37 protein-coding genes are annotated in these 24610 nt (G+C 64.2%); 4 read left to right on the forward strand and 33 right to left on the reverse strand.

Annotated elements, in window-relative coordinates; translation table 11 throughout:
• Positions 1-35: 35 nt before the first annotated feature.
• The 4 genes from ACFO0A_RS13260 (at position 36) to ACFO0A_RS13275 (ending at position 2074) form a co-directional block, all read left to right on the forward strand.
• Positions 36-359, forward strand: coding sequence for a DUF1476 domain-containing protein (locus ACFO0A_RS13260; protein WP_379539478.1), 324 nt, complete (start codon positions 36-38; stop codon positions 357-359).
• A 23-nt stretch (positions 360-382) separates the two neighbouring features.
• A complete protein-coding gene (locus ACFO0A_RS13265; protein ID WP_379539479.1) occupies positions 383-616 on the forward strand; it encodes a BolA/IbaG family iron-sulfur metabolism protein in 234 nt (77 codons plus the stop codon).
• Positions 617-638: 22 nt separating this feature from the next.
• Positions 639-968, forward strand: coding sequence for a Grx4 family monothiol glutaredoxin (grxD, locus tag ACFO0A_RS13270; RefSeq protein ID WP_379539480.1), 330 nt, complete (start codon positions 639-641; stop codon positions 966-968).
• Positions 969-1270: 302 nt separating this feature from the next.
• Positions 1271-2074 (forward strand): NUDIX hydrolase, encoded by an 804-nt coding sequence (locus ACFO0A_RS13275; RefSeq protein ID WP_379539481.1) that lies wholly within the window; start codon positions 1271-1273, stop codon positions 2072-2074.
• A gap of 21 nt (positions 2075-2095) precedes the next feature.
• Here the strand turns inward: ACFO0A_RS13275 and ACFO0A_RS13280 are convergent, their stop codons facing one another.
• The 33 genes from ACFO0A_RS13280 to tuf form a co-directional block, all read right to left on the reverse strand.
• Positions 2096-2857 (reverse strand): hypothetical protein, encoded by a 762-nt coding sequence (locus ACFO0A_RS13280; protein WP_379539482.1) that lies wholly within the window; start codon positions 2855-2857, stop codon positions 2096-2098.
• A 160-nt stretch (positions 2858-3017) separates the two neighbouring features.
• Positions 3018-3623 (reverse strand): hypothetical protein, encoded by a 606-nt coding sequence (locus tag ACFO0A_RS13285; protein ID WP_379539483.1) that lies wholly within the window; start codon positions 3621-3623, stop codon positions 3018-3020.
• Between the two features lie 136 nt (positions 3624-3759).
• A complete protein-coding gene (locus tag ACFO0A_RS13290) occupies positions 3760-5922 on the reverse strand; it encodes a prolyl oligopeptidase family serine peptidase (RefSeq protein WP_379539484.1) in 2163 nt (720 codons plus the stop codon).
• A gap of 97 nt (positions 5923-6019) precedes the next feature.
• A complete protein-coding gene (gene rplQ, locus ACFO0A_RS13295) occupies positions 6020-6439 on the reverse strand; it encodes a 50S ribosomal protein L17 (RefSeq protein ID WP_379539485.1) in 420 nt (139 codons plus the stop codon).
• Between the two features lie 88 nt (positions 6440-6527).
• The gene (locus tag ACFO0A_RS13300; protein WP_379539486.1) at positions 6528-7589 is read right to left on the reverse strand and encodes a DNA-directed RNA polymerase subunit alpha; all 1062 of its coding nucleotides are present in this window, start codon (positions 7587-7589) and stop codon (positions 6528-6530) included.
• Positions 7590-7681: 92 nt separating this feature from the next.
• The gene (gene rpsK, locus ACFO0A_RS13305; protein WP_338468127.1) at positions 7682-8071 is read right to left on the reverse strand and encodes a 30S ribosomal protein S11; all 390 of its coding nucleotides are present in this window, start codon (positions 8069-8071) and stop codon (positions 7682-7684) included.
• Positions 8072-8140: 69 nt separating this feature from the next.
• Positions 8141-8509, reverse strand: coding sequence for a 30S ribosomal protein S13 (rpsM, locus tag ACFO0A_RS13310; RefSeq protein WP_379539487.1), 369 nt, complete (start codon positions 8507-8509; stop codon positions 8141-8143).
• A 333-nt stretch (positions 8510-8842) separates the two neighbouring features.
• Positions 8843-10198, reverse strand: coding sequence for an NADP-specific glutamate dehydrogenase (gene gdhA / locus ACFO0A_RS13315; RefSeq protein ID WP_379539488.1), 1356 nt, complete (start codon positions 10196-10198; stop codon positions 8843-8845).
• A gap of 191 nt (positions 10199-10389) precedes the next feature.
• On the reverse strand, positions 10390-10980 hold the full coding sequence (locus ACFO0A_RS13320) for an SRPBCC family protein (protein ID WP_379539489.1): 591 nt from the start codon (positions 10978-10980) through the stop codon (positions 10390-10392).
• A gap of 49 nt (positions 10981-11029) precedes the next feature.
• Entirely contained in the window at positions 11030-11677 is a 648-nt protein-coding gene (locus ACFO0A_RS13325) for an adenylate kinase (RefSeq protein WP_379539490.1), read from the reverse strand.
• A 31-nt stretch (positions 11678-11708) separates the two neighbouring features.
• Positions 11709-13076, reverse strand: coding sequence for a preprotein translocase subunit SecY (secY, locus tag ACFO0A_RS13330; protein WP_379539491.1), 1368 nt, complete (start codon positions 13074-13076; stop codon positions 11709-11711).
• Between the two features lie 105 nt (positions 13077-13181).
• The gene (gene rplO / locus ACFO0A_RS13335) at positions 13182-13718 is read right to left on the reverse strand and encodes a 50S ribosomal protein L15 (RefSeq protein WP_379539492.1); all 537 of its coding nucleotides are present in this window, start codon (positions 13716-13718) and stop codon (positions 13182-13184) included.
• Positions 13719-13805: 87 nt separating this feature from the next.
• Positions 13806-13982, reverse strand: coding sequence for a 50S ribosomal protein L30 (gene rpmD, locus ACFO0A_RS13340; protein WP_379539493.1), 177 nt, complete (start codon positions 13980-13982; stop codon positions 13806-13808).
• Positions 13983-13987: 5 nt separating this feature from the next.
• The gene (gene rpsE / locus ACFO0A_RS13345) at positions 13988-14755 is read right to left on the reverse strand and encodes a 30S ribosomal protein S5 (RefSeq protein ID WP_379539494.1); all 768 of its coding nucleotides are present in this window, start codon (positions 14753-14755) and stop codon (positions 13988-13990) included.
• A gap of 2 nt (positions 14756-14757) precedes the next feature.
• Positions 14758-15108, reverse strand: coding sequence for a 50S ribosomal protein L18 (rplR, locus tag ACFO0A_RS13350; RefSeq protein WP_379539495.1), 351 nt, complete (start codon positions 15106-15108; stop codon positions 14758-14760).
• A complete protein-coding gene (rplF, locus tag ACFO0A_RS13355) occupies positions 15108-15641 on the reverse strand; it encodes a 50S ribosomal protein L6 (protein WP_379539496.1) in 534 nt (177 codons plus the stop codon). The genes rplR and rplF overlap by 1 nt, the downstream gene beginning before the upstream one ends.
• The gene (gene rpsH / locus ACFO0A_RS13360) at positions 15641-16036 is read right to left on the reverse strand and encodes a 30S ribosomal protein S8 (RefSeq protein ID WP_379539497.1); all 396 of its coding nucleotides are present in this window, start codon (positions 16034-16036) and stop codon (positions 15641-15643) included. Before rpsH ends, rplF begins: the two co-directional genes overlap by 1 nt.
• 10 nt (positions 16037-16046) lie before the next feature.
• Positions 16047-16352 (reverse strand): 30S ribosomal protein S14, encoded by a 306-nt coding sequence (gene rpsN, locus ACFO0A_RS13365; RefSeq protein ID WP_379539498.1) that lies wholly within the window; start codon positions 16350-16352, stop codon positions 16047-16049.
• Between the two features lie 29 nt (positions 16353-16381).
• The gene (rplE, locus tag ACFO0A_RS13370; protein WP_379539499.1) at positions 16382-16978 is read right to left on the reverse strand and encodes a 50S ribosomal protein L5; all 597 of its coding nucleotides are present in this window, start codon (positions 16976-16978) and stop codon (positions 16382-16384) included.
• Positions 16971-17291, reverse strand: coding sequence for a 50S ribosomal protein L24 (rplX, locus tag ACFO0A_RS13375; RefSeq protein ID WP_379539500.1), 321 nt, complete (start codon positions 17289-17291; stop codon positions 16971-16973). The genes rplE and rplX overlap by 8 nt, the downstream gene beginning before the upstream one ends.
• Positions 17291-17659, reverse strand: coding sequence for a 50S ribosomal protein L14 (gene rplN, locus ACFO0A_RS13380; protein WP_379539501.1), 369 nt, complete (start codon positions 17657-17659; stop codon positions 17291-17293). The genes rplX and rplN overlap by 1 nt, the downstream gene beginning before the upstream one ends.
• A 63-nt stretch (positions 17660-17722) precedes the next feature.
• Positions 17723-17992: a 30S ribosomal protein S17 gene (rpsQ, locus tag ACFO0A_RS13385; RefSeq protein ID WP_379539502.1), complete on the reverse strand. Its 270-nt coding sequence runs from the start codon at positions 17990-17992 to the stop codon at positions 17723-17725.
• Between the two features lie 4 nt (positions 17993-17996).
• A complete protein-coding gene (gene rpmC / locus ACFO0A_RS13390) occupies positions 17997-18245 on the reverse strand; it encodes a 50S ribosomal protein L29 (protein ID WP_379539503.1) in 249 nt (82 codons plus the stop codon).
• Complete coding sequence (rplP, locus tag ACFO0A_RS13395; RefSeq protein WP_379539504.1) at positions 18242-18676, reverse strand: 50S ribosomal protein L16; 435 nt, start codon at positions 18674-18676, stop codon at positions 18242-18244. The genes rpmC and rplP overlap by 4 nt, the downstream gene beginning before the upstream one ends.
• A 15-nt stretch (positions 18677-18691) precedes the next feature.
• Positions 18692-19387 (reverse strand): 30S ribosomal protein S3, encoded by a 696-nt coding sequence (gene rpsC, locus ACFO0A_RS13400; protein ID WP_379539505.1) that lies wholly within the window; start codon positions 19385-19387, stop codon positions 18692-18694.
• A gap of 3 nt (positions 19388-19390) precedes the next feature.
• A complete protein-coding gene (gene rplV, locus ACFO0A_RS13405; protein WP_379539506.1) occupies positions 19391-19768 on the reverse strand; it encodes a 50S ribosomal protein L22 in 378 nt (125 codons plus the stop codon).
• Positions 19768-20046: a 30S ribosomal protein S19 gene (gene rpsS, locus ACFO0A_RS13410; RefSeq protein WP_379539507.1), complete on the reverse strand. Its 279-nt coding sequence runs from the start codon at positions 20044-20046 to the stop codon at positions 19768-19770. Before rpsS ends, rplV begins: the two co-directional genes overlap by 1 nt.
• 5 nt (positions 20047-20051) lie before the next feature.
• Positions 20052-20888: a 50S ribosomal protein L2 gene (gene rplB / locus ACFO0A_RS13415; RefSeq protein WP_379539508.1), complete on the reverse strand. Its 837-nt coding sequence runs from the start codon at positions 20886-20888 to the stop codon at positions 20052-20054.
• Between the two features lie 4 nt (positions 20889-20892).
• Positions 20893-21228, reverse strand: coding sequence for a 50S ribosomal protein L23 (locus tag ACFO0A_RS13420; RefSeq protein WP_379539509.1), 336 nt, complete (start codon positions 21226-21228; stop codon positions 20893-20895).
• Positions 21221-21850, reverse strand: coding sequence for a 50S ribosomal protein L4 (rplD, locus tag ACFO0A_RS13425; protein ID WP_379539510.1), 630 nt, complete (start codon positions 21848-21850; stop codon positions 21221-21223). The genes ACFO0A_RS13420 and rplD overlap by 8 nt, the downstream gene beginning before the upstream one ends.
• Positions 21851-21852: 2 nt before the next feature.
• Positions 21853-22725 (reverse strand): 50S ribosomal protein L3, encoded by an 873-nt coding sequence (rplC, locus tag ACFO0A_RS13430; protein ID WP_379539511.1) that lies wholly within the window; start codon positions 22723-22725, stop codon positions 21853-21855.
• A 212-nt stretch (positions 22726-22937) separates the two neighbouring features.
• Positions 22938-23249, reverse strand: a complete 312-nt coding sequence (gene rpsJ, locus ACFO0A_RS13435) for a 30S ribosomal protein S10 (protein WP_068072885.1) — start codon at positions 23247-23249, stop codon at positions 22938-22940.
• Between the two features lie 149 nt (positions 23250-23398).
• Positions 23399-24589 (reverse strand): elongation factor Tu, encoded by a 1191-nt coding sequence (gene tuf / locus ACFO0A_RS13440; RefSeq protein WP_379539512.1) that lies wholly within the window; start codon positions 24587-24589, stop codon positions 23399-23401.
• Positions 24590-24610 lie beyond the last annotated feature (21 nt).

Consider the following 24610-nt stretch of genomic DNA (forward strand, 5'->3'; position numbering starts at 1 on the left):
TATCCAATTTTGAAGTATTGCACGAGGATTGCCGCATGACTGACTTCAAGGACCGTGAACGCGCCGAAGAGGCCAAGTTTGCGCACGACGAGGAAATGCTTTTTCGCGTTCACGCGCGGCGCAATCGCCTTCTCGGCGCGTGGGCGGCCGAGAAGATGGGATTGAGCGTGGCGGAGGCCGATGCATACGCCAAATCGGTGGTCCAGGCCGACTTTGAGGAAACCGGCGACGAGGACGTGATCCGCAAGCTTCTGGGCGATCTGGTGTCGGCGGGCGTGGACATCGACGAGGACGAAATCCGCTCGGCGCTCGAGGCCAAGCAGGTCGAGGCGCGCCGCGCGCTTATGGGCGAAGTCTGAGCGGGTCTGAAGGAAGCACCACAATGGCAATGCCGGCAGCCGAGATCGAGACGCTGATCCGCGGGGCGATCCCCGATGCGCAAGTGACGATCACCGACCTTGCCGGAGACGGCGATCATTACGCCGCGCACGTTGTCTCCGCCAGCTTCGCCGGCAAGACCCGCGTCGCTCAGCACAAGGCGGTCTACGAAGCACTCGGCGGCCGCATGGGCGGCGTTCTTCACGCCTTGCAACTCACCACCGCCGTTCCCAGCTAGGGCGCGAAAGGAAATTCTCCCGATGTCCGACCCGAACGCCCGCATCGCCGAAATCGTCAACGGCAACGATGTCGTCCTCTTCATGAAAGGTACGCCGCTGTTTCCGCAGTGCGGCTTTTCCAGCAAGGCAATCGCCATCCTCGATCACCTTGGGGTAGGCTACGAAACGGTCGACGTGCTGCAGGACATGGAAATCCGCCAGGGGATCAAGGCCTATTCCGACTGGCCCACGATTCCCCAGCTTTACGTGAAGGGCGAATTCATCGGTGGCAGCGACATCATGATGGAGATGTTCGAGGCCGGCGAGCTCGAAGAGCTGATGAACGAAGCGGACGTCCAGCGAGCCGCCTGAGCGGACTTCTACTTGTAATCTTTCGGATTGCGCCTTCGCTTCCCGCTCGTCTTGCGAGGGGGGAGGCGGAGCCGTTGGAGACCGGGGGGGGGGGGTCGGCTCCGCCTCATGGAAGACTGATTGGGATGTCACTATTAATGCACGTGCCGTGCCAAACTCCAGAAATGGCCGTAAAGTAATGTTTTTTGCCGCGTTCACACGTTCAATTCGAGGTTCGCTGTAAAGTCTGCCGACACGGCAAGGGTGACCACCAAGCGTATTACCACTTGGCAAGCCCGCCTTTGCATCGCATTCCGGTCGGGATGGAACCATTCGAAGACTTCGGCGCGGACGAAAGCCCGCCTCCCGCAATTCCCGCCGCGACTCTGGTCATCTTCAGGGCCAATCCCGCAGGTGGCCCGCCACAATTGCTGATGGTCGAACGATCGGCGTCGATGACTTTTGCCGGGGGTGCGGCGGTTTTTCCAGGCGGCCGCGTCGATCCTGCGGATCGGGAACTTGCCGCTGTCCTTGCGCCGTATCTCGGCGAGGAGGAGATCGAAGAACACGCTGCCCGCATCGCAGCGGTGCGCGAGACGCTTGAGGAAACGGGGCTTGCCCTGGGGATCGACAGTCCGGTTACGCTGGAACAGGCGCATGCCGCGCGCGCTTCGCTACTGGCGCAGGGCGCTATCGGGCCGGTGCTCGAGGAATTCGGCTGGCAACTCGCGCTCGACCGGCTGGTGCCCTTTGCGCGGTGGTGCCCGCGCCATCGGCACCTGCGCATCTTCGACACGCGGTTCTACCTTTACGACATCGGCACCGGAGCCGTCGACCTCATGGTCGATGCGACCGAGAACACGCACCTGTTCTGGGCCACTGCGCAGGAAGCGCTGGACCTGGCCGACAGCGGCAAGATCATGGTGATCTTCCCGACGCGTCGCAATCTCGAGCGACTGGCGCAATTCTCAAGCTTTGCCGATGCGGTGGCCCATGCTCGCGACATCCCGGTGCGGATGCTGACACCGCGGATCGTCGATCACGAAGGTGCGCGCTGGCTGACGATCCCCGACGACCTTGGCTATCCTGTGACGCGCGAAAAGCTGGAAGACGTGTCGCGCGGATAGTTCCGCGCTGCGCGGCCTGAATCAGGCGGCGGGCGCCGCTTTGAAATCAGGGGTATTGCCGGTCTGGTAACGGTCGTCGTTGCCGCTCTGCGGCACTGCCTGCGGGTAGGCATCTTGTTCGTCGTAGCGGTCTGGCGTGCCGTCAACATCGCGCGCGGGCCGATCTGAATCGTTCAGGCCAGTTCCCTTGCCGACCCATGCATGCCCTTCCCGGTCCACCGTGCATGAAAAGTCGCTTCCGCCGGCGTAGTTGCCGCGCACGCGCCAATCCTGTCCGCTCTGCTCCACTCCGTCGATGCCCGCAACGCGCCCGTCGCGCCCGGCCTCGGCGGCACAGGCATCGGCAGCGCGGCGCGCCTCGTCCGGGCGAAACTCGCCAGCCCTGCCCGATCCGTAGCGGTCCTGCGGAGGAAGCGCCCGGCGTGAATCGCGATAATCATAGTCGCGGTTGTCATAATCAGGCTGCCGCGGATTACGGTAATCCTCTCCGCGGGTCTTCTCGCTGTTGGACTTGTCGATAGCCGCAGCGACCGCCGCGATGCCGCCCAGGACAAGGAGACCTCCCAGCAGGTCGCCGCCATCGATCCCGTCATGATGGCGATAGCGATAGCGGCGATGTTCGTTGTAGGTTTCGAGGTCGCCACTCCACGCAGCGGCAGCTGCCGGTCGGGCGGTCAGCGGAATATTCAGGGGGACTCGGCGCGCCATCGCTGGCATCGCGATCATGGTGGTGCAGGCCAGCAGCGCCGCAGCGCGTCCAACGAGGCTGATAGTGCGGCTCATAGCAACGTTCCCCTCACCGCGCTGGCGCCCTGGCCCTGCCGCTGACGGCCACGAGGCCGGGACTCAAAACCCGCCGGATACAAAAGGCTAGGCGGCCCAGGCTTTCAAATGCCTGAACCGCCTGCCAATTACCGCAGCCTTCGTCAGGTTGTATCAGTGCTTAGAGCCCGCGGATCCCGCTGAAGTCGAGGTCCACGATCCGGCCATACTCGACGCGGCACTTGAACGAGCCCGCGTCATAGCCGCGCAGGTTGCTGTTCCATCCGCGATAGTCGCCGTTCCAGCCGCGGCCGTAATAGCTGTCGCCATTGCGCCAGTCGCGGTTGTTGGAGTTCACCGCGATCCGCCCACGGACGGTGTAACCGCGGCTGTTGCGGTCGACGCTACGAATGTCGGTCACATCGGCGCGGCCATAGCTGTAGCGGCCAGCGCTCTGCTCGGCGTAACGTACGCACTGCTCCACCGCCTGGCGCGGGTCGCCCTGGTAGTAGCGGTTATTGTAGTTGCCGTTGTTGTAGTAACCGTTGTTGTAATAGCCGTTGTTGTAGCGGTCGTTGTAGCCGTAGGGCTGACCGTAAGTGCTGCCGTAGCCGTGGTTGCCGATCGAGCCGGCCACAGCCGCGATTCCGCCCAGGACCACCGCACCGGCGATTACATCGCCAACGTCGATGCCGCCGCGATCACGGGCGAGCGCGGGAGTTGCCGAAGAAACTGCCACCGCAGCCGCGGCGACGGTCCCGACCAGGGCTTTCGTATAAAGATTCATGGTCATATCCTTGTCGCACAGGCCGGGACGCTTCCCGGTCGGATATCTGACTAGCGGTCCGGCAGTGAGGCTTGCCTGAATTCAGATGTCAGCGACCGTTAAGGAAAACCAGCCCCACTCTGAACGAATTGGCAGGCTAATTGCTGACGTGAAGGCCCGTCCAGAAAGCCAGAAAGGCCAGGACATCGGCACCCGACGCGATCACCATCTCGGTCGGCCTTCCCGGCCCATGACCCGCGTTCGCTTCGACGCGGAGGATGCGGGGCTTGGCCCCGAGGTCGGCGGCCTGGAGCGCGGCGACATATTTGAAGCTATGCGCCGGAACGACCCGGTCGTCGCTGTCGGCCGCGGTGACGAGGATGGCCGGGTAATCCCCCTTGCGGATGTTGTGGTAGGGGGAATATGCGCGCAGCCATTCGAAGTCGGGCTGTCGATCCGGGTGGCCGTAATCTTCGTACCAATAGCGCCCAGCGCCGAAGCGATCGAAGCGCAGCATATCCATGACGCCAACGTCGGGATTGGCTGCGGCGAAGAGATCGGGCCGCTGGTTCATAACCGCAGCTACCATCATCCCGCCGTTGGAAGAGCCCTGCAAGGCCAGGCCACCGGCGGGCGTGATGCCTTGGGAGACGAGGTATTCGCCAGCCGCGATGAAATCGTCGAACGCGTTCTGCTTGTTCGCCAGCCTCCCTGCATCGTGCCATTCGGACCCGTATTCGCCTCCGCCCCGGACCCCTGCCACGGCAAACGCTCCGCCCGCCTCGATCCATGCCATGCGAACCGCCGAGAAGCCGGGAGTGAGCGAAACATCGAACCCGCCGTAACCGTAAAGAATGGTCGGTGCCGCGCGCCCGCTGGTGGCCAGCGCACGGCTGCGCACGAGGAACAAAGGCACGCGCGTACCATCGCGCGAAGGATAGAACCGCTGCTCCACCACGTAGGCGGCAGGATCGAACGCGAACTGTGGCGCGGAAAATGCCCGGATCCGTCCGGTATCGAGATCGAGCCGGTAGACCGCCGGCGGCTGCGCATAGCTTGAAAACTGGTAGAACGTCTCGGGATCGCCTGGCCGGCCTTCGAACCCCGCGGCGCTGCCGATGACGTTCAGTGCGATCCCTCGAACCGCCCGCCCGCTGAAATCGGTGACGAGCGCACGCGTCGCGGCATTGTCGAGGTAGGAGAGCAGGAGCCGATTGCCGACGACGTTGGCGCCCGCCAGCACCGAAGTCGTCTGGGGAATAACCTCGGTCCAGCGCATTTCGCTCTCGCCGAGTTCGACCCTGACCAGTCGGTAACGAGGCGCGCCGGAATTGGTCCGCAGCCAGAGGTTGCGGCCAAGTCCATCGACGAAGGTCCAGTCGTCGTTAAATCCTGTGACGAGGGGCCTCACGACCCATTTCGCGGGATCGGGTTCGGCCAGGTCGATCACCCGGATTTCATGCCGCGCGATCTTGCCCATACCACTGGTGATGACGGCATAGCGTCCGTCTGTCGTAACGGTGGCGCTGTGGCCATATTCGGGGTGATCCGGGGTGGAATAGACAAGACGGTCGGCGAATTGCGGCGTTCCGATGCGGTGAAACCAGATCGCCTGACCGAAGCTTGGCAAGGTGCGGTCGAACTGATCGCCTTCTCCGGGAAAGCGCGAGTAGAGAATGCCTTTGGTGCCGACCCAGGCGAGTCCGGAAAATTTCACCCACGAAAGCTGGTCTTCGAGCATCCGACCGGAATCGACGTCCAGAAAGCGGACGGTCCGCCAGTCGCTGCCCATTTCCTGCACGCTGTAAGCCAGGAGGGCGCCGTCGCGCGATGGCTCCCATGCGTCGAGAGCAGTCGTGCCGCCCGGGGACCATCCTTCGGGATCGAGCAAAGTGCGCGGCTTGCCGGACAGGCCACGACGGACGAGCAGCGAGGACTGGCTCTGAAGCCCGGTATTGTGGAGGTAGAAGTACAGTCGCCCCGCCTTGCGCGGAATGCCGAAGCGTTCGTAATTCAGTATCGCACGGATTCGGGCTGCGAAATGCTCGCGGCCGGGCAGAGAACGCAGATACGCGCTGCTCAGGTCATTTTGCTGCTCGACCCACGCGGCTACCGCGGGATCGCGGCGGGCATCGCGTTCGAGCCAGCGATAGGGATCGGGTACGCGCTGCCCAAACCGGGTCTCGACGACGCTTTCACGGCGGCTTTGGGGGTAGTCCGACAGCTTGAGCCGCGCGGGCGGATCACTGGCTGCGGCGGCACCCGACAGCGCCACGAGCCAAATCGCGACGAGGAGACGGCGCAAGTGCCGCAGGGACATCGTCTGCAGTTCCTAAACGCAAAAGGCAGGCAGCGAGCTTACCACTCGCGCCTGCCTATGCCTAACACTCCGCGACATCTTGTCGCGAGGCGCTGTCTCAGTTGTCGGCGTATTCGTCCTCGGTCATCACCGGGCCCGAATCCTGACCCTTGGCCGACGTGTCGCGATCGACGAACTCGATCACCGCGACCGGAGCTGCGTCGGAGGCCCGGTAGCCAGCCTTGACGATGCGGGTGTAGCCGCCGTCACGCCCTGCGTAACGCGATGCCAGCACGTCGAACAGCTTGGTCAGCTGCGTGTCGTCGAGCAGACGGGCGTGCGCCAGGCGACGATTGGAAAGACCGCCACGCTTCGCGAGAGTGATCAGCTTCTCGACGTAGGGACGCAGTTCGCGCGCCTTGGCCGTCGTGGTGGTGATCTGCTCATGCTTGATCAAAGCGGCAGACATGTTGCGCAGCAGCGCGCGGCGGTGGCTCGAGGTCCGCTGAAGCTTGCGGCCGCCCATCTTGTGACGCATTTTCTCAACTCCGTTCGTATTGGGCCCGTGTCAGGTAGCCCGATCCTGGCGGCACTCAGGGTGGCCGCCGAAACCCATGTCGACCGATTTAGCCGAGCAATTCCTGCTCGAGCTTCTTGGCCATTTCCTCGATGTTCTCGGGCGGCCAGCCAGGGATGTCCATGCCCAGGCGCAAGCCCATGCTGGACAGCACTTCCTTGATCTCGTTGAGCGACTTGCGGCCGAAATTCGGCGTCCGCAGCATCTCCGCCTCGGTCTTCTGGACCAGATCACCGATGTAGATGATGTTGTCGTTCTTGAGGCAATTGGCCGAACGCACCGACAGCTCCAGTTCGTCGACCTTCTTGAGAAGGTAGCGGTTGAGCTGGTTGGTATCGCCTTCTTCCGGCGAATGGGCGGCAAGGCCGGCCATCTGCGGAACGTGCCCGGCGGGAACCGCATCCTCGAAGTGGACGAACAGCGCGAGCTGGTCCTGGAGGATACGCGCGGCATAGGCCACCGCATCTTCCGGCGTCACAGTGCCGTCGGTTTCGATCGTCAGGCTCAGCTTGTCGAAGTCGAGTTCCTGACCAATGCGGGCGTTGTCGACCTTGTAGCTCACCTGGCGAACCGGCGAATAAAGCGAATCGACCGGGATGAGGCCGATCGGCGCGTCGGCGGGGCGGTTGCCCACGGCCGGAACATAGCCCTTGCCGCTGTCCGCGGTCAGTTCCATGTTCAACGTGGCGCCTTCGTCGAGGTGGCATATGACGAGGTCCTTGTTGAGGACCTGGATGTCGCCCGAGACCGCGATATCGCCCGCCTTCACCTCGGCAGGACCGGTCATCGAAAGCTGCAGCCGCTTGGGGCCTTCGCCTTCCATCTTGAGCGCGATCTGCTTCACGTTCAGGACGATGTCGGTCACGTCCTCGCGCACGCCGGCAAGGCTGGAGAACTCGTGGAGAACGTTTTCGATCTTGATCGAGGTGATCGCCGCACCCTGCAGCGAGGAAAGCAGCACGCGACGCAGCGCGTTGCCGAGGGTGAGACCGAAGCCGCGCTCCAGCGGCTCGGCCACGAAGGTCGCCTTGCGCTTGCTGTCGGTGCCGGCCTTGACCTCGAGGTTGTTGGGCTTCTTCAGTTCCTGCCAGTTCTTGATGTTGACAGTCATGGACTTCCCCTAGGGTTTTCCGTGGGCCGGATCCGGGTGACGTGGAGCCGGCAAAAAAGTCGTCGGCGGCAATCAGCCGCCGACAGGCAGGATCAGACGCGGCGGCGCTTAGAAGGACGCACGCCGTTGTGCGGGATCGGGGTCACGTCGCGGATGGCGGTGATGGTGAAGCCCACCGCCTGCAGTGCGCGAAGCGCGCTCTCGCGGCCCGAACCCGGTCCCTTGACTTCCACCTCGAGCGTGCGGACGCCGTGCTCAGCGGCCTTCTTGCCCGCGTCATCCGCAGCAACCTGGGCTGCGTAAGGCGTGGACTTGCGGCTGCCCTTGAAGCCCATCATGCCCGCGCTGGACCAGCTGATCGCATTGCCCTGCGCGTCGGTGATGGTGATCATGGTATTGTTGAAGCTGGCGTTCACGTGAGCGACGCCGCTGGAGATGTTCTTGCGCTCCCGCCTTTTGATGCGCTGGGGTTCGCGTGCCATATCGGTAATCCTGTCGAGAAACTGGAAGGAAAGGTCGTCAGGCGTCGCATCGCGCGACGCTGGCGGCGCTTACTTCTTCTTGCCGGCGATCGGCTTGGCCTTGCCCTTGCGGGTGCGGGCGTTGGTGTGAGTGCGCTGGCCGCGAACCGGCAAGCCCTTGCGATGACGCAGGCCGCGGTAGCAGGCCAGGTCCATCAGGCGCTTGATGTTCATTGCGGTAGTCCGGCGCAGATCGCCTTCGACCATGTGGTCGGCGTCGATCGTCTCGCGGATATGCAGCACTTCCTGATCGGTCAGGTCCTGCACCCGGCGGCTTTCATCGATGCCCAGCTTGGCAGCAATCTGCTTCGCCTTGGCCGGACCGATACCGTGAATGTAGGTCAGCGCCACGATCACGCGCTTGTTGGTGGGGATATTTACCCCGGCAATACGAGCCACTTGTTTCTCCTGCTCCACAGGGGGAGGTCGCTGGTGCGACGGCCCCTATCTCATCGCGAACACCCGGACCGAACGGCAAAAAGCCCGGATGGCGCGCAAGGAATGGGCACCTGCCGGACAACACCGATGGTTTCGAGTGAAACGCGCGATTAGGGCGATTCGTCGCCGCAGTCAACAGGGGACGTCATCCACGCGACATCGAAGCACCGAACCCTGGTTCGTGCCCCCTCCTGCGACTGCATTGCGCTATAGGGCAGCGGGCGGGCGGCGTCAAAACCTGCCGGGCGGGTGCGGCGACAGACTGTCGCAGCACCCGCCCGGACCGGCTCGCCGTCAGACCACCCCGAAGGCCAGCATGGCGTCGGCGACTTTCTTGAAGCCGGCGATATTGGCCCCCTTCACGTAGTCGATGTAGCCGCCGCCCTGATCACCATAGGTGAGGCAACTGTCGTGGATGCCGTCCATGATGTCGCGGAGCATCTGCTGAAGCTCGCTTTCCTTCCAGGCGCGACGCCCGGAATTCTGGCTCATCTCGAGGCCGGAAACCGCGACACCGCCGGCATTCGCAGCCTTGCCCGGTGCGAACAGCATCTTGGCGTGCTTGAAGACATGCACGCCTTCGAGGTTGGTCGGCATGTTCGCGCCCTCCGAAACCCCGATGCAGCCGTTCGCGACCAGCGCCTTGGCGTCCTCGCCCAGCAGTTCATTCTGAGTCGCGCAGGGCAGTGCAACGTCGCACGGCACGTTCCACGGGGTCTTGCCGGCGTGGAACGATGATCCCTCAAACTCGTCGCAATAATCCTGGATGCGCCCGCGACGATGGGTCTTGTGGGTCTTCACCCAGTCGATCTTCTCCTGGTCGATGCCCTTGGGATCGTGGATGAAGCCGCCCGAGTCCGAGAGCGTAAGGACCTTGCCGCCGAGCTGGTTGATCTTCTCTGCGGCATGGGTCGCCACGTTGCCCGAGCCCGAGATGACCGCAGTCTTGCCTTGCAGCCCGTCGCCTTTGTGCTTGAGCATGTTCTCGAGGAAGTAGACCGCGCCATAACCGGTCGCTTCGGGCCGGATCATCGAGCCGCCATATTCCAGCCCCTTGCCGGTCAGCACGCCGGTAAATTCGTTGGTGATCCGCTTGTACTGGCCGAACATGAAGCCGATCTCGCGGCCGCCCACGCCGATGTCGCCCGCCGGCACGTCGATGTCGGCGCCGATGTGGCGATAGAGTTCGGTCATGAAGCTCTGGCAGAAGCGCATGATCTCGCGCACGCTCTTGCCCTTGGGATTGAAATTCGAGCCGCCCTTGCCCCCGCCCATCGGCAGGCCTGTCAGCGCATTCTTGAATGTCTGCTCGAACGCAAGAAACTTGAGCACGCTCTCGTTGACCGAGGGGTGAAAACGGATGCCGCCTTTGTAGGGCCCGATCGCGTTGTTGTTCTGGATACGGTAGCCGCGCTGGACGCGGATGTTGCCGTTGTCGTCCTCCCAGCAGACGCGGAAGGAAATGACCCGGTCGGGCTCGGCGATCCGGCGCAGGATTTGCTGCGAGTGGTACTCTTCCTTGTCCTGGATGAAGTCGTAGATATCCTCAGCGACCTCCTGAACCGCCTGGACGAACTCAGGCTGGTGCGGATTGCGCTTGTTCACGCCCTCCATGAAGGTCGGCAGGTCGACATGATCGGTAACGGCCACAGGTAATTCCCCCGTCTGAAAGGCGCGGGAGAGCGAATGCCATTCCCCGCAAGTGAGGCGATGCGACCCATCGATGATGCCGCCGCGACCTTCTTTGCGAGTCGCGGTTCGGCGCGAGCGCGACTTTAGCCGCTTTTCCGCGCGGCAAAAGCACCGCCCGGATTTTTCCCAGGCAAGAGGGAAATGGTGATTTAACGGCCCTTTGCCGGAGGCGTCTTCGGGGCCGGCGCGGCCGGACCGAGCGCTGCGACGAGGCTCGCCAGTTGGCCGCTCAGCACCTTGTCCACCGCGGGCGCGATCTCTTCCGTCTTGTAGCGCATGTACCCCCCCACGACGTATTCCCACAGGATCCGCGTACCGCTTCCCGCCGGCTTCAGGGTGATCGTGAGGGTGCCGGTCAGCGCCTCGGATCCTAGCGGGCCCAGCGATCCGACCATGCGCAGCGCCTTGCCGGGATCGGCAAAGACGACACGCATGTGTTCCACCCCGCCACGCGGCGCGCCTGCCGGAGCGACGGGGGACAACGGCAATTGTTCGCAGAAGCAGCCGCCGGGGCGGGGATCGAGGCTGAGATTGGCCGCATCGCCCGAAAAGGTATGCGCCTTGTTCCACCAGGCGGCAGGCGCAACGAGAGCGGACCAGGCCGACCCCGGAGCCGCGGTCGTCTCGGCAGTCGTGCGAACGACAAACCCTTCCGGCGATTGCTGGATGACCTCAGCGGCTGCCGGACTAGCGGCCAGGCGCGCAAGCGCCGCAGCCGCTGCAAGTTCGCGTAGTATCATGAAAGTCCCCTCGACGACGCGCACAGCATGCGCGTCGCGGGGGAAACGATCAACCGGCCAGAACCTCCTCGATCGCCGCGCTCACGGCGTCCATGTCGGCCATCCCGTCGATCCGGCGGACGATGCCGCGGGCATCGTAGAGCGGTAGGATCGGCGCGGTCTTGGCGCGGTACTCGGCCATGCGTGTGCGCACGGTGTCCTCGTTGTCGTCAGGCCGGCGCTTGAATTCGTGGCTGCCGCAGCGGTCGCAGGTGCCCTCGACCTTGGGCCGCTCGAACTTGTCGTGATAGCCCTTGCCGCACTGGGCGCAGGTGAAGCGCCCGGTGATCCGCTCGACCAGCGCGTCCTCGTCCACCTCGAGCTCGATCACGTAGTCGAGCGTGCGCCGCCGATCTGCGAGGATCGTGTCGAGCGCCTCTGCCTGCGCGGCGGTGCGGGGATATCCGTCGAAGATCGCGCCCTGTCCGGCAGGCATCGCGTCAAGCTCGTCGCCGATAAGCGCGGAGACGATCTCGTCCGAGACGAGTTCGCCCGCATCCATCACGGCCTTGGCCTTGACCCCAACGGGTGTTCCGGCCTTGACCGCGGCGCGCAGCATGTCGCCGGTGGAAAGTTGGCGCATGCCGTGGCGATCGACCAGCCGTTGCGCCTGGGTGCCCTTGCCCGCACCCGGCGGTCCCAGCAGGATGATGTTCACGACTAGCTGCTCCCCTCCGTCCCCGCGCGTTCTAGCGCAGGCGACCCTTCAGTTTGGCCTTCTTGATCAGGTCGCCATACTGGTGAGCCAGCAGGTGCGACTGGATCTGGGTGATCGTGTCGACCGTCACATTGACCACGATCAACAGGCTCGTGCCACCGGCGAAGAACAGCTTCACCCCGGTCTGCGCAATCACGTATTCGGGAATGACGCAGACAAGCGTGATGTACGCCGCACCGATCACGGTGATTCTGGTCAGGACGTAATCGAGGTAGGTCGCGGTGTTCTTGCCCGGACGGATGCCAGGAATGAAGCCGCCGTTGCGCTTCAGGTTCTCCGAGGTTTCCTCGGGATTGAAGACGACAGCGGTGTAGAAGAAGCAAAAGAAGATGATGCCCAGCGCGTAGAGCGCCATGTATACCGGCTGCCCGTGTTGAAGGTACTGATTCAGCGTCACCAGAATGCCGCCCGCGGTGCTGTCGGGGCTGACGGATTTGCCCGCGAACTGGGTGATCGTCAGCGGCAGAAGCAGGAGCGAGCTGGCGAAGATCGGAGGGATCACGCCAGCGGTATTGATCTTGAGCGGAAGATGGCTGCGGTCGGCCTGCATCATCCCGCGCTGGCTCGCGCGCTTCGGATATTGGATCAGCAGCCGGCGCTGAGCTCGCTCCATAAAGCAGATGAACAGGATCAGCCCTACGATCAGCACGACGAGCCCGACGATAACGAACGGAGAGATCGCGCCCGAGCGGCCGCCTTCGAACATGTTGGCGACGAACGTCGGCATCTGCGCGACGATGCCGGCCATGATGATCAGCGAAACGCCGTTGCCAATACCGCGGCTGGTGATCTGCTCGCCCAGCCAGAGCAGGAACATCGTCCCGCCGATGAGGCTGATGACCGCCCCGACGCGGAACAGCATGCCCGGTGCGACGACAGCCTGAAGTCCGCTTTGCGCGGCGTAGCTTTCAAGCCCGACCGCCAGGAACCAGCCCTGCAGCGCAGTCAGAAAAACCGCGCCGTACCGGGTGTACTGGTTCAGCTTCTTGCGCCCGCTCTCGCCTTCCTTCTTCAGCGCGGCGAGCGCCGGGTGAAGCGAGGCGGCCAGCTGCACCACGATCGAAGCCGTGATGTAGGGCATGATGCCGAGCGCGATCAGGCTCATCCGCTGAAGCGAACCGCCCGAGAACGTGTTGAAGATGTCGAGGATGCCGCCCTGCGTCTGCGCGTAAAGCGTCTCGAGGATCAGCGGGTTGACGCCCGGCAGCGGCACGAAGCTCAGAAACCGGAAGACGATCAACGCGCCGACCGTGAACCACATCCGCTTGCGCAGCTCGGTGGCCTGCGAGAACTTGGCGAGGCTGAAACTGCTCGCGATATTGTCGGCGCGTGATGCCATCGGACGATTGAGCCTTGTAAGGACGCTTGCGTCAAGCCGACGCTCGCGCCCCATATAGGGCGGGCGCGGGGAAGTCGAACCCCCCGCACCCGCCATACAGGTTAATTACTGGGCGGCCTTGGCGCGTGCTGCCGCCGCCTTGCCCTTGACGGGGCGCTCCTTGGCGGGCTTGGCCGGAACCTTGGGTTCGGGCAGCTTGATCGAGCCACCGAACTTCTCGACGATCTCGCGCGCACCCTTCGTCACGCCGGCGACGTCGAACAGAGCCTTGGTCGTGAACTCGCCCTTGCCGAGCAGGCGGACGCCATGCTTGGCGGCGCGCGAAAGGCCGGCGGCCTTGAGCGCGGCATGGTCGATGACCTTGCTGGCGTCGAGCTTGCCAGCGTCGATGAACTTCTGGATCATGCCCAGGTTCACCTCGGCATGGTCCTTGGCGAAGATGTTGTTGAAGCCGCGCTTCGGAATCCGCATGTGGAGCGGCATCTGGCCACCCTCGAACCCGTTGACGCTGACGCCCGAACGCGCCTTGGCGCCCTTCTGGCCGCGGCCAGAGGTCTTGCCCTTGCCCGAGCCGATGCCGCGTCCGACGCGCATCCGGCCCTTGCGGGCGCCTTCGTTGTCGCGAAGATCGGTAAGTTTCATGGTGTGCACTCGCTTTCGCTTTAAGTCGCGCTGGAAGAAAGAACGCCGTCACCCGGTCCATCGGGACCGGGCGCGGAGCAGGTCAGATCAATCGAGGACCTGGACCATGTGGGGCAGCTTGGCCAGCGCACCACGGACCTCGGGGGTATCCTCGAGTTCCACTTCACGGTGCATCTTGCCCAGGCCGAGACCGATCAGCATCTGCTTCTGCTTCTCGGGGCGGCGGATCGGCGAACCGATCTGCTTGATACGAATCTTGGCCATGTCGCTTACTCCGCGATCGCTTCGGCGGCGGCTTCTGCCTCCACCGTGGATGCGCCACCGCGACCGAGAAGGTCGGCGACCTTCTTGCCGCGGCGCTGGGCCACCGACTTCGGCGAAGTCTGGTCGGTCAGCGCGTCGAACGTGGCGCGGATCATGTTGTAGGGGTTGGAGGTGCCGACCGACTTGGTCACCACGTCGGCAACGCCCAGGCTTTCGAACACGGCGCGCATCGGGCCACCGGCGATGATGCCGGTACCGGCCGGGGCCGAACGGACGTTGACCTTGCCCGCACCGAAACGGCCCTTGCCGTCGTGATGCAGGGTGCGGCCGTCCTTGAGCGGAACGCGAACCATCTTCTTCTTGGCGGCCGAAGTCGCCTTGGTGATCGCCTCGGGCACTTCGCGCGCCTTGCCGTGGCCGAAACCGACCCGGCCCTTGCCGTCGCCGACCACGACCAGCGCCGCAAAGCCGAAGCGCTTGCCACCCTTGACCGTCTTCGACACCCGGTTGATGTGAACGAGCTTCTCGATCAGCTCCTCGCCGCCGTCATCGTCGCCGCCGCCGCGTCCGCCGCGACGGTCGTCACGACCGCGCCCGCCGCGATTGCGGTCGTTGCCGCCACGGTTGCCGCCGCCGGGACCGCCACGTCCGCCTCGCGGGCCGCGACCTTCGCGCGCCGGTGCGGGATCGCCGCCCTGGCCGAGATCGTTGGCGATCACGGTTTCGGGAGTTTCGCCCGCGGTCACTTCGGGGGTGTTGGTTTCATCAGCCATTATCAGAACTCCAGCCCGGCTTCGCGCGCGGCATCGGCCAGCGCCTTGACCCGACCATGGAACAGGAACCCGCCGCGATCGAACACGACGGTGGTCACGCCCGCCTGCTGGGCCTTCTCGGCCAGCTCCTTGCCGACGCGGACGGCCGCATCGACAGTGGCGCCCGGGCCCTTGCTGCCCTTGGCGAGCGACGAGGCCGAAGCCAGCGTGCGGCCCGCGGCATCATCGATGATCTGGGCATAGATGTGCCGGCCCGAACGATGGACCGAAAGGCGGGGACGTCCGCCCTTCTGGGCGCGCAGCGCGGAACGCACGCGCTGGCGGCGGCGATCGAAAAGAGAGAGCTTGGCCATTACTTCTTCTTCCCTTCCTTGCGGAAGATGTACTCGCCGCGGTACTTGATGCCCTTGCCCTTGTAGGGCTCGGGCTTGCGCCAGCGGCGGATCTCGGCGGCGACCTGGCCGACCTTCTGCTTGTCGATCCCGCTAATCTCGACCGTGGTGTTATCCGGGGTCTTGATCTCGATCCCCTCGGGAATCGCGAAGTCGACGTCGTGGCTGTAGCCCAACTGCAGCTTGAGGTTCTTGCCCTGCGCGTTGGCACGATAGCCGACGCCGGTGATCTCGAGCACCTTGGTGAACCCGTCGGTCACCCCGGTCACGAGGTTTTCGACGAGCGTGCGCTGCATGCCCCAGAAAGCGCGCGCCTCCTTGGAGTCATTGGCGGGAAGGACCGAAATCTGTCCGTCCTGCACGTCATATGCAATGCTGTCGGCGAGCGGCAGCGTGAGCGAGCCCTTCGGCCCCTTCACGGTCAGCACCTTGTCCGCGATCGCAGCGGTGACACCGCTGGGAACGGGAACCGGACGTTTACCGATGCGGCTCATCAGAACACCTCCGCGAGCACTTCGCCGCCGACGTTCTGGGCACGTGCCTCGGCATCCGAGAGCACGCCCTTCGGCGTCGAGACGATGGTGATGCCAAGGCCGTTACGAACGACGGGCAGCTCGCGGCTCCCCGAATAGACGCGACGGCCGGGCTTCGAGACGCGCGCGACGTGCTTGATTGCCGGCTGGCCTTCGAAATACTTCAGTTCGATGCGCAGCGCCTTGTGGGCACCGGTATCGTCTTCGCTGAAGCCGCGGATGTAGCCCTCGCGCTGGAGGACTTCGAGAACATGCGCACGCAGCTTGCTGGCAGGGGAAAGGACGCTGTCCTTCTTCGCCTGCTGGCCGTTGCGGATGCGGGTGAGCATATCGCCCAGGGGATCGGTCATAGCCATCGGATGATCCTTACCAGCTCGACTTCGTCACACCGGGGATCATGCCCTTGTTGGCCAGATCACGGAGCTCGATGCGGCACAGGCCGAACTTGCGGTAGTAGCCGCGGGGGCGGCCGGTGGTGGTGCAGCGGTTGCGCACGCGGGTCGGGTTTCCGTTGCGCGGAATCTCGGCCAGCTTGAGCCGCGCGATCAGGCGCTCGCTCTCGTCGGCCGACTTGTCGTCAGCCTTCGCCTTGAGCGTCGCGTAGCGCGCTGCATACTTCTTCACGAGCTTCTTGCGCCGCTCGTTCTTGTTGATGGAACTCAGTTTCGCCATGGACTTAAGCTCTCTTCTTCAAAACTTGATCACGCGGCCTGCTGCTGATCTTCAGCAGCATCCAGCGGGAACGGGAAACCGAACAGGCGCAGCAGTTCGCGGGCCTCGTCGTCGGTCTTCGCGGTGGTGGTCACGATGATGTCCATCCCACGCACCTTTTCGATCTGGTCGTAGCTGATCTCCGGAAAGATGATCTGCTCCTTCAGACCCATCGCGTAGTTGCCGCGCCCGTCGAAGCTCTTCGGGTTCAGGCCGCGAAAGTCGCGAATGCGGGGCATGGCGATGGTGATCAGGCGGTCGAGGAATTCGTACATGCGCTCGCGGCGCAAGGTCACCTTGCAACCGATCGGCATGCCTTCGCGCAGCTTGAACTGCGCGATCGACTTCTTCGCGATCGTGATGACCGGCTTCTGGCCGGCGATCAGCGCCATTTCGGCGGCGGCGGTCTGGACCTTCTTCTTGTCCTGGCTCGCCTCGCCGACACCCATGTTGATCGTGATCTTCTCGATCTTGGGCACTTCCATCGCGTTCTTGTAGCCGAAGCGCTCGGTCATCGCCTTGGCGATGTCGGCGTCGTACTTCTGCTTCAAACGGGGGATGTACCGGCCCGTGTCTTCCTTAGCCATCGATCGTCTCCCCGGACTTGACGGCCACGCGGACCTTCTTTCCGTCCTTGGTCTCGAAACGCACCCGCGTCGCCTTGCCGTCCTTCGGATCGGCCAGGCCGACCTTCGACAGGTGCAGCGGTGCCTCGCTCCGGTCGATCCCGCCCTGCGGGTTCGTCTGGCTCGGCTTGCGGTGACGCGCGGCGACGTTGATGCCGGCGACAAGGACCTTGCCGTCCTTCGGCATCACCTGAAGGACAGTGCCGGTGCGGCCCTTGTCCTTGCCCGAACGGATGACGACGCTGTCACCCTTCTTGATCTTCGCTCCGGCCATTACAGCACCTCCGGCGCAAGGCTGATGATCTTCATGAAGCCACGGCCACGCAGTTCGCGCACCACCGGTCCGAAAATACGGGTGCCGATCGGCTCCTCGTTCTTGTTCACGAGCACCGCGGCGTTGGTGTCGAAGCGGATGACCGAGCCATCGGCCCGGCGCACGTCCTTGCGGGTGCGCACGATCACCGCACGGTGAACGTCACCCTTCTTCACGCGCGCACGGGGCTGCGCCTCCTTGATCGACACCACGATGATGTCGCCGACGCCCGCCGTCCGGCGCTTCGACCCGCCCAGCACCTTGATGCACTGGACGCGCTTCGCGCCGCTGTTGTCGGCGACGTCGAGATTGGACTGCATCTGGATCATTGATCCGGTTCCTTCTCACTCGGCTTGCCGGGACGCGCCCGGCAGTTCCGCAAAATCTTCAGGTCAGACGTCGGCTTCGACGGCGGCGGTCTTGCCGGCATCGAGCCGGTCGAGCACCTTCCACGTCTTCAGCTTGGACACCGGCTTGGTCTCTTCGATCCGCACCGTCTCGCCCGCCTTGAACGCATTGTCCTCGTCATGCGCGTGGTACTTCTTCGAGCGGCGGATGATCTTCCCGTAGAGCGGGTGCTTCACCTTGCGCTCGACCTTGACCACCACGGTCTTGTCGGTCTTGTCGGACACCACGGTGCCGACCAGGATACGCTTGGGCATGACGTCAGGCCTTCTTGTCGTTCGAGCGCGCGGGCTCGGCGTTCTGGCGCTCGTTCTTGAGCGTCTTGATGCGCGCGATGTCGCGGCGCACTTCCTTGATCCGCGCCGGACGCTCGAGCTGGTTGGTCGCGGCCTGGAAACGAAGGTTGAAAGCCTCGCGCTTCAGGTCGGCGAGGTCGCCGGTGAGCTGGTCGTCGGTCTTGGCGCGCATGTCGCCGACCTTGTTCGCGATAGAATTCTTGGCAGCCATCATTCCGCTCCCAGATGCGAGGTGTCGCCAAGACGGGCGACGACCTTGACCTTGATCGGCAGCTTCATCGCCGCACGCTCGAACGCCACTGCGGCGATCGGACCGGGCACGCCGTCGAGTTCGAACAGGATCCGGCCGGGCTTCACCCGCGCGGCCCAGTATTCGACCGAACCCTTGCCCTTGCCCTGACGGACTTCGGCAGGCTTCTTCGACACCGGCACGTCGGGGAACACGCGGATCCACAGGCGCCCCTGGCGCTTGATGTGGCGGGTGATCGCACGGCGCGCGGCCTCGATCTGACGGGCAGTGATCCGCTCGGGCTCAAGCGCCTTCAGGCCATACGAGCCGAAGTTCAGCGTCGAACCGCCGGCGGCGTTGCCCTTGATCCGGCCCTTGAAGGCCTTGCGGAACTTCATTTTCTTGGGTTGCAGCATGATCTTTTACTCTGCTCAGCGCGCCGGACGGACGCCGGAGGTTTGAGCCTCCATCATCAGCCGGTCTTGCGCCATCGGATCGTGGCCGAGGATTTCACCTTTGAAGATCCAGCACTTGATGCCGATGATCCCATAGGCGGTGAGAGCTTCGGCTTCCGCGTAGTCGACGTTCGCGCGCAGCGTGTGCAGCGGAACGCGGCCTTCGCGATACCACTCGACCCGCGCGATCTCGGCGCCGCCGAGACGGCCGCCGCAGGTGATCTTGATGCCCTCTGCACCAAGGCGCAGCGCCGATTGCACCGCACGCTTCATGGCGCGGCGGAAGGCGATGCGGCGGATCAGCTGATCGGCGACACCCTGGGCGACGAGCTTGGCGTCGACTTCGGGCTTGCGGATCTCGACTATGTTCAGCTTCACGTCGCTGCTGGTCATCTTGGCCAGCTGCGAACGAAGCTTCTCGATGTCGGCGCCCTTCTTGCCGATGATGACGCCCGGGCGGGCGGCATAGATCGACACGCGGCACAGCTTGGCAGGACGCTCGATCACCACCTTCGAGATCGCGGCCTGCGGCAGCGAGGTCATGATGAACTTGCGGATCTCAAGGTCTTCCTTGAGCATCTGCGCGTAGTTGCGCCCTTCGGCGTACCAGCGGCTGTCCCAGGTGCGGTTGATCTGGAGGCGAAGCCCGATCGGATTGCTCTTGTGACCCATGGCTCAGGCCTCCTCGGCTTCGCGGACGACGATGCGCAGCCGCGAGAACGGCTTGAGGATGCGGGTCGACTTGCCCCGTCCGCGCGTGTGGAACCGCTTCATGGTGATCGACTTGCCGACGCTGGCTTCGGAAACGACCAGCGCATCGACGTCGAGGTTGTGGTTGTTCTCGGCGTTGGCGATCGCCGAGGCGAGCACCTTGCGCGCGTCGACGGCCATGGCCCGCTTCGAAAAAGCGAGAATGTTCATCGCTTCCTCGACCTTGCGGCCGCGGATCAGCGCAGCGACGAGATTCAGCTTCTGCGCCGAGCCGCGAATCTGCGTGCCCACCGACAGTGCTTCTTTGTCACCCACGCGACGGCCAGACTTTTCCTTGCCCATCAGCGCTTGCCCTTCTTGTCGGCGGCGTGACCGGGGAACGTGCGCGTCGGCGCGAACTCACCCAGCTTGTGACCCACCATGTCCTCGTTGACCGAGACGGGAATGAATTTGTGTCCGTTGTAGACGTTGAAGGTCAGGCCAACGAACTGCGGCAGGATCGTCGAACGGCGCGACCAGGTCTTGATCGGGCCGGAACGCGCCGAGGTGTCCTGGGCGGTCTCTGCCTTCTTAAGCAGATGGAGGTCGACGAACGGACCTTTCCAGATGGAACGAGCCATAGGGGTTACCTCTTCTTCTTCGCGTGCCGCGAACGGATGATCATCTTGTCCGTCTGCTTGTTGTTGCGCGTGCGCGCACCCTTGGTCGGCTTGCCCCACGGCGTGACCGGGTGACGGCCGCCCGAGGTCCGGCCTTCACCACCGCCGTGCGGGTGATCGACCGGGTTCTTGGCGACGCCGCGGGTCAGCGGGCGCTTGCCCATCCAGCGGCTGCGACCGGCCTTGGCAAAGTTCTGGTTCGAGTTGTCGGGGTTCGAAACCGCGCCAACCGTGCCCATGCAATCGCCGCGCAGGTAGCGCTGCTCACCCGAGTTCAGGCGAACGATGACCATCCCGCGGTCGCGACCGACGAGCTGGGCATACGTGCCGGCCGAACGGGCGATCTGGCCACCCTTGCCCGGCTTCATCTCCACGTTGTGGATGATGGTGCCGACCGGCATCTGACCCAGCAACATGGCGTTGCCCGGCTTCACGTCGGTCTTCTCGCCCGCGACGACAGCGTCGCCGACCGCCAGGCGCTGCGGCGCCAGGATATAGGTCTGCTCGCCGTCGGCGTACTTCACCAGCGCGATGAACGCGGTGCGGTTGGGATCATATTCCAGGCGCTCGACCGTCGCGGGTGCGTCCCACTTGCGGCGCTTGAAATCGATGTAGCGGTACTTCTGCTTGTGACCGCCCGCGATGCCGCGCGAAGTGACGTGGCCCTTGTTGTTGCGGCCGCCGGTCTTGTGCTTGCCTTCGGTCAGCGCCTTGACGGGCTTGCCCTTCCACAGTGACGACTTGTCGACGAGGATGAGGCCGCGCCGCGCGGGCGATGTCGGCTTGTAGTTCTTGAGTGCCATCGGATTAGCCCCGGACGCCTTCGGTGATGTCGATCGACTGGCCGGCGGCCAGCGTGACAATCGCCTTCTTTACATCGGAGCGGCGGTAGGGCTTGCCCTTCCACCGCTTGGTCTTGCCCTTCTGGGTCAACGTGTTCACGCCAGTGACGTTCACGCTGAACAGCGCTTCGACCGCGGCCTTGATCTCCGGCTTGGTCGCCTTGCCGGCGACCTTGAAGACAACCGCGTTGTGCTCGGACAGCAGGGTGGTCTTCTCGGTGATGTGGGGAGCCACGATCACGTCATAGTGGCGGGTGTCGACCACGCCGGTCGACGCCTTCTTGGCAGGTGCCTTAGCCATTGAAACGCGCCTCCAGTTTCTCGACCGCGGCGCGCGTCAGCACCAGCGTATCATGCTTGAGAATGTCGTAGACGTTGGCGCCGACCGCGGGGAGCACGTTGATCCCGACGATGTTGCCGCAGGCTTGGGCGAAGCCCTGATCGACTGCGTCGCCATCGATCACGAGGACCTTCTTGCCCCAGCCAAGGCCGGCGAGCTGCTGGCTCAGCGCCTTGGTCTTGGCGTCCTTCAGCTCGAGGCTGTCGACGACGACGAGGCCGTCCTTCGCCTTGGCCGAAAGCGCCATGCGCAAGCCGAGCGCACGGACCTTCTTGTTCAGCGACTGCTCGAAGTCACGCTTGCGCGGACCGTGGGCCTTGCCGCCGCCGATGAAGATCGGAGCACGACGATCGCCGTGACGAGCCGTACCGCCGCCCTTCTGGCGACCGAACTTCTTGCCGGTGCGGGCCACGTCCGAACGCTCGCGCGCCGCGCGGGCGGTGCCGCGGCGGTTCTCGAGCTGCCAGGTGACAACGCGGTGGAGGATGTCGGCGCGCGGCTCGATGCCGAATACGGCATCGGACAGCTCGACGTCGGCGTTCTTCGCCGCCGTGCCATCCAGGTTCTGGACCTTGACCTTCACGTTCAGCCCTCCTGGCTTTCTTCACCGGTGGCATTGCCCTCGGCGGTCTGTTCGATCTCGGCGTCGGTCTGAGCGCCGGCATGCTGCTCGGCGAGGAGCGCAGCGGCTTCCTCGGCGGTCGGGCCGGTATCGACTTCGTGCTCGGCGGCAGGTTCAACCATGCCGGCGGGAGCTTCCTCGTGCTCGGGAGCGGCGCCCTTCTTGTCGAGGACGGCACCGGGATACGGCGCATCGGCGTGGCGCGGCAGCTTCACCGCGTCGCGAACCAGCATCCAGCTGTTCTTCGCACCCGGGACGGAGCCCTTGACGAAGATCAGGCCGCGGGCATCGTCGATCCGCACGACTTCGAGGTTCTGCTGGGTGCGCTGCTTGTCACCCATGTGGCCGGCCATCTTCTTGTTCTTGAAGACCTTGCCCGGATCCTGGCGCTGACCGGTCGAACCGTGGGCACGGTGGCTGATCGAGACGCCGTGCGTCGCGCGCATGCCGCCGAAGCCCCAGCGCTTCATCGCACCGGCAAAACCCTTGCCCTGCGTGTGGCCGGTGACGTCGACCATCTGGCCGGCGACGAAGTGGGAAGCGGCGATCGTGGCGCCGACATCGAGCAACGCATCGTCGGACACGCGGAACTCGGCAACTCGCATCTTGAGCGGCACCTCGGCCTTCGCGAAATGCTCGCGCTGCGGCTTGGCGACGTTCTTCTGCTTGGCTTCGCCGGCACCGAGCTGGAGCGCGACGTAACCGTCACGGTCGGCGGTGCGTACCGAAACCACCTGGCAATCCTCAAGGGCGAGGACGGTGACCGGCACGTGCCGGCCGTCTTCCTGGAACAGGCGGGTCATGCCCACCTTCTTCGCGATCACGCCTGTGCGCATGATCAATCTCCTTACAGAGGCCTGCCGGACCATCCGACAGGCGTGTTCAGCCCGAGATTAGAGCGAGCCCCGTCTGGGCTGAGTGCCGATCCCCGCGAAGGAAAAGGCGAGACGGGGGACGCTTGCCCGGCAGTACGCCGGAGGTATCCCTTTGTCCCGATCGCGCCGCCGAAGCGGTCGATCAGCATCCGGCCGAGGCCGGAGGAAAATAGTTACGCGAGCTTGATCTCGACGTTGACGCCGGCCGCGAGGTCGAGCTTCATCAGCGCGTCCACGGTGGCGGCGTTGGGCTGCACGATGTCGAGCAGCCGCTTGTAGGTGCGCACCTCGAACTGCTCGCGCGACTTCTTGTCGATGTGCGGGCCGCGGTTCACGGTGAACTTCTCGATGCGCGTCGGGAGCGGAATGGGGCCCCGGATCAGCGCACCGGTGCGGCGTGCGGTATCCGCGATCTCGCCAGTGGCCTGATCCAGCACGCGGTGGTCAAATGCCTTCAGGCGAATGCGGATATTCTGGGCTTCCATGTCCGTCTACCGATGCGAAAGAGCAAAAAACAAAACGGCCCGCGCAAAATCCCGCCTTTTCCAAGGCCGAGGCATCACGCGGATCGCGAAAAACCGGCCGCCGGATGCCTTGCGAATCTCGCGAGGCGTCCGGCGGAGCGCGGCCTATATTACTTGGTGATGGTGCTGACAACCCCCGAACCGACGGTCCGGCCACCTTCGCGGATGGCGAAGCGCAGGCCCTGGTCCATCGCGATCGGCGCGATCAGCTTGACGCCGATCGAGACGTTGTCGCCCGGCATCACCATCTCGGTGCCCTCGGGAAGGATCACTTCGCCGGTGACGTCGGTGGTGCGGAAGTAGAACTGCGGGCGGTAGTTGGCGAAGAACGGCGTGTGACGGCCACCCTCGTCCTTCGACAGCACGTAGACCTCGGCGCTGAACTCGGTGTGCGGCGTAACCGAACCGGGCTTGCAGAGAACCTGGCCACGCTCGACCTCTTCACGGCCGACGCCGCGAACCAGCGCGCCAATGTTGTCGCCGGCTTCGCCCTGGTCGAGCAGCTTGCGGAACATTTCGACGCCGGTGACGACAGTCTTGCGGGTGTCCTTGAGACCGACGATCTCGACTTCCTCGCCAACCTTGACGATTCCGGTCTCGACACGGCCGGTCACGACGGTGCCGCGGCCCGAGATCGAGAACACGTCTTCGACCGGCATCAGGAACGGCTTGTCGGTCGGACGCGGCGGCTGCGGGATGAAGCTGTCGACAGCGGCCATCAGCTCGTTGATCGAGTTCTTGCCGATGTTGTCGTCACGACCTTCGAGCGCGGCGAGAGCCGAACCCTTGATGATCGGAATATCGTCGCCCTCGAAGCCGTACGAGCTGAGCAGCTCGCGAACTTCCAGCTCGACGAGCTCGAGGATTTCCTCGTCGTCGACCTGGTCGACCTTGTTCATGTAGACGACCAGCTGAGGCACGCCGACCTGACGGGCGAGCAGGATGTGCTCGCGGGTCTGGGGCATCGGGCCGTCGGCGGCGTTCACGACCAGGATCGCACCGTCCATCTGCGCGGCGCCGGTGATCATGTTCTTCACATAGTCGGCGTGGCCCGGGCAATCGACGTGCGCGTAGTGGCGGTTGGCGGTCTCGTACTCGACGTGGGCGGTCGAGATGGTGATGCCGCGCTCACGCTCTTCCGGCGCCTTGTCGATGTTGGCGTAATCGGTGAACGTCGCGCCGCCGGTCTCGGCCAGCACCTTGGTGATCGCCGCGGTCAGCGTGGTCTTGCCATGGTCGACGTGACCGATGGTGCCGATGTTGCAGTGCGGCTTCGTCCGCTCGAATTTAGCCTTGGCCATTGTTCAAACCTTCTTTTCGCT

It is taken from the genome of Novosphingobium tardum (assembly GCF_042652045.1).
Classification (GTDB): Bacteria; Pseudomonadota; Alphaproteobacteria; order Sphingomonadales; family Sphingomonadaceae; genus Novosphingobium; species Novosphingobium tardum.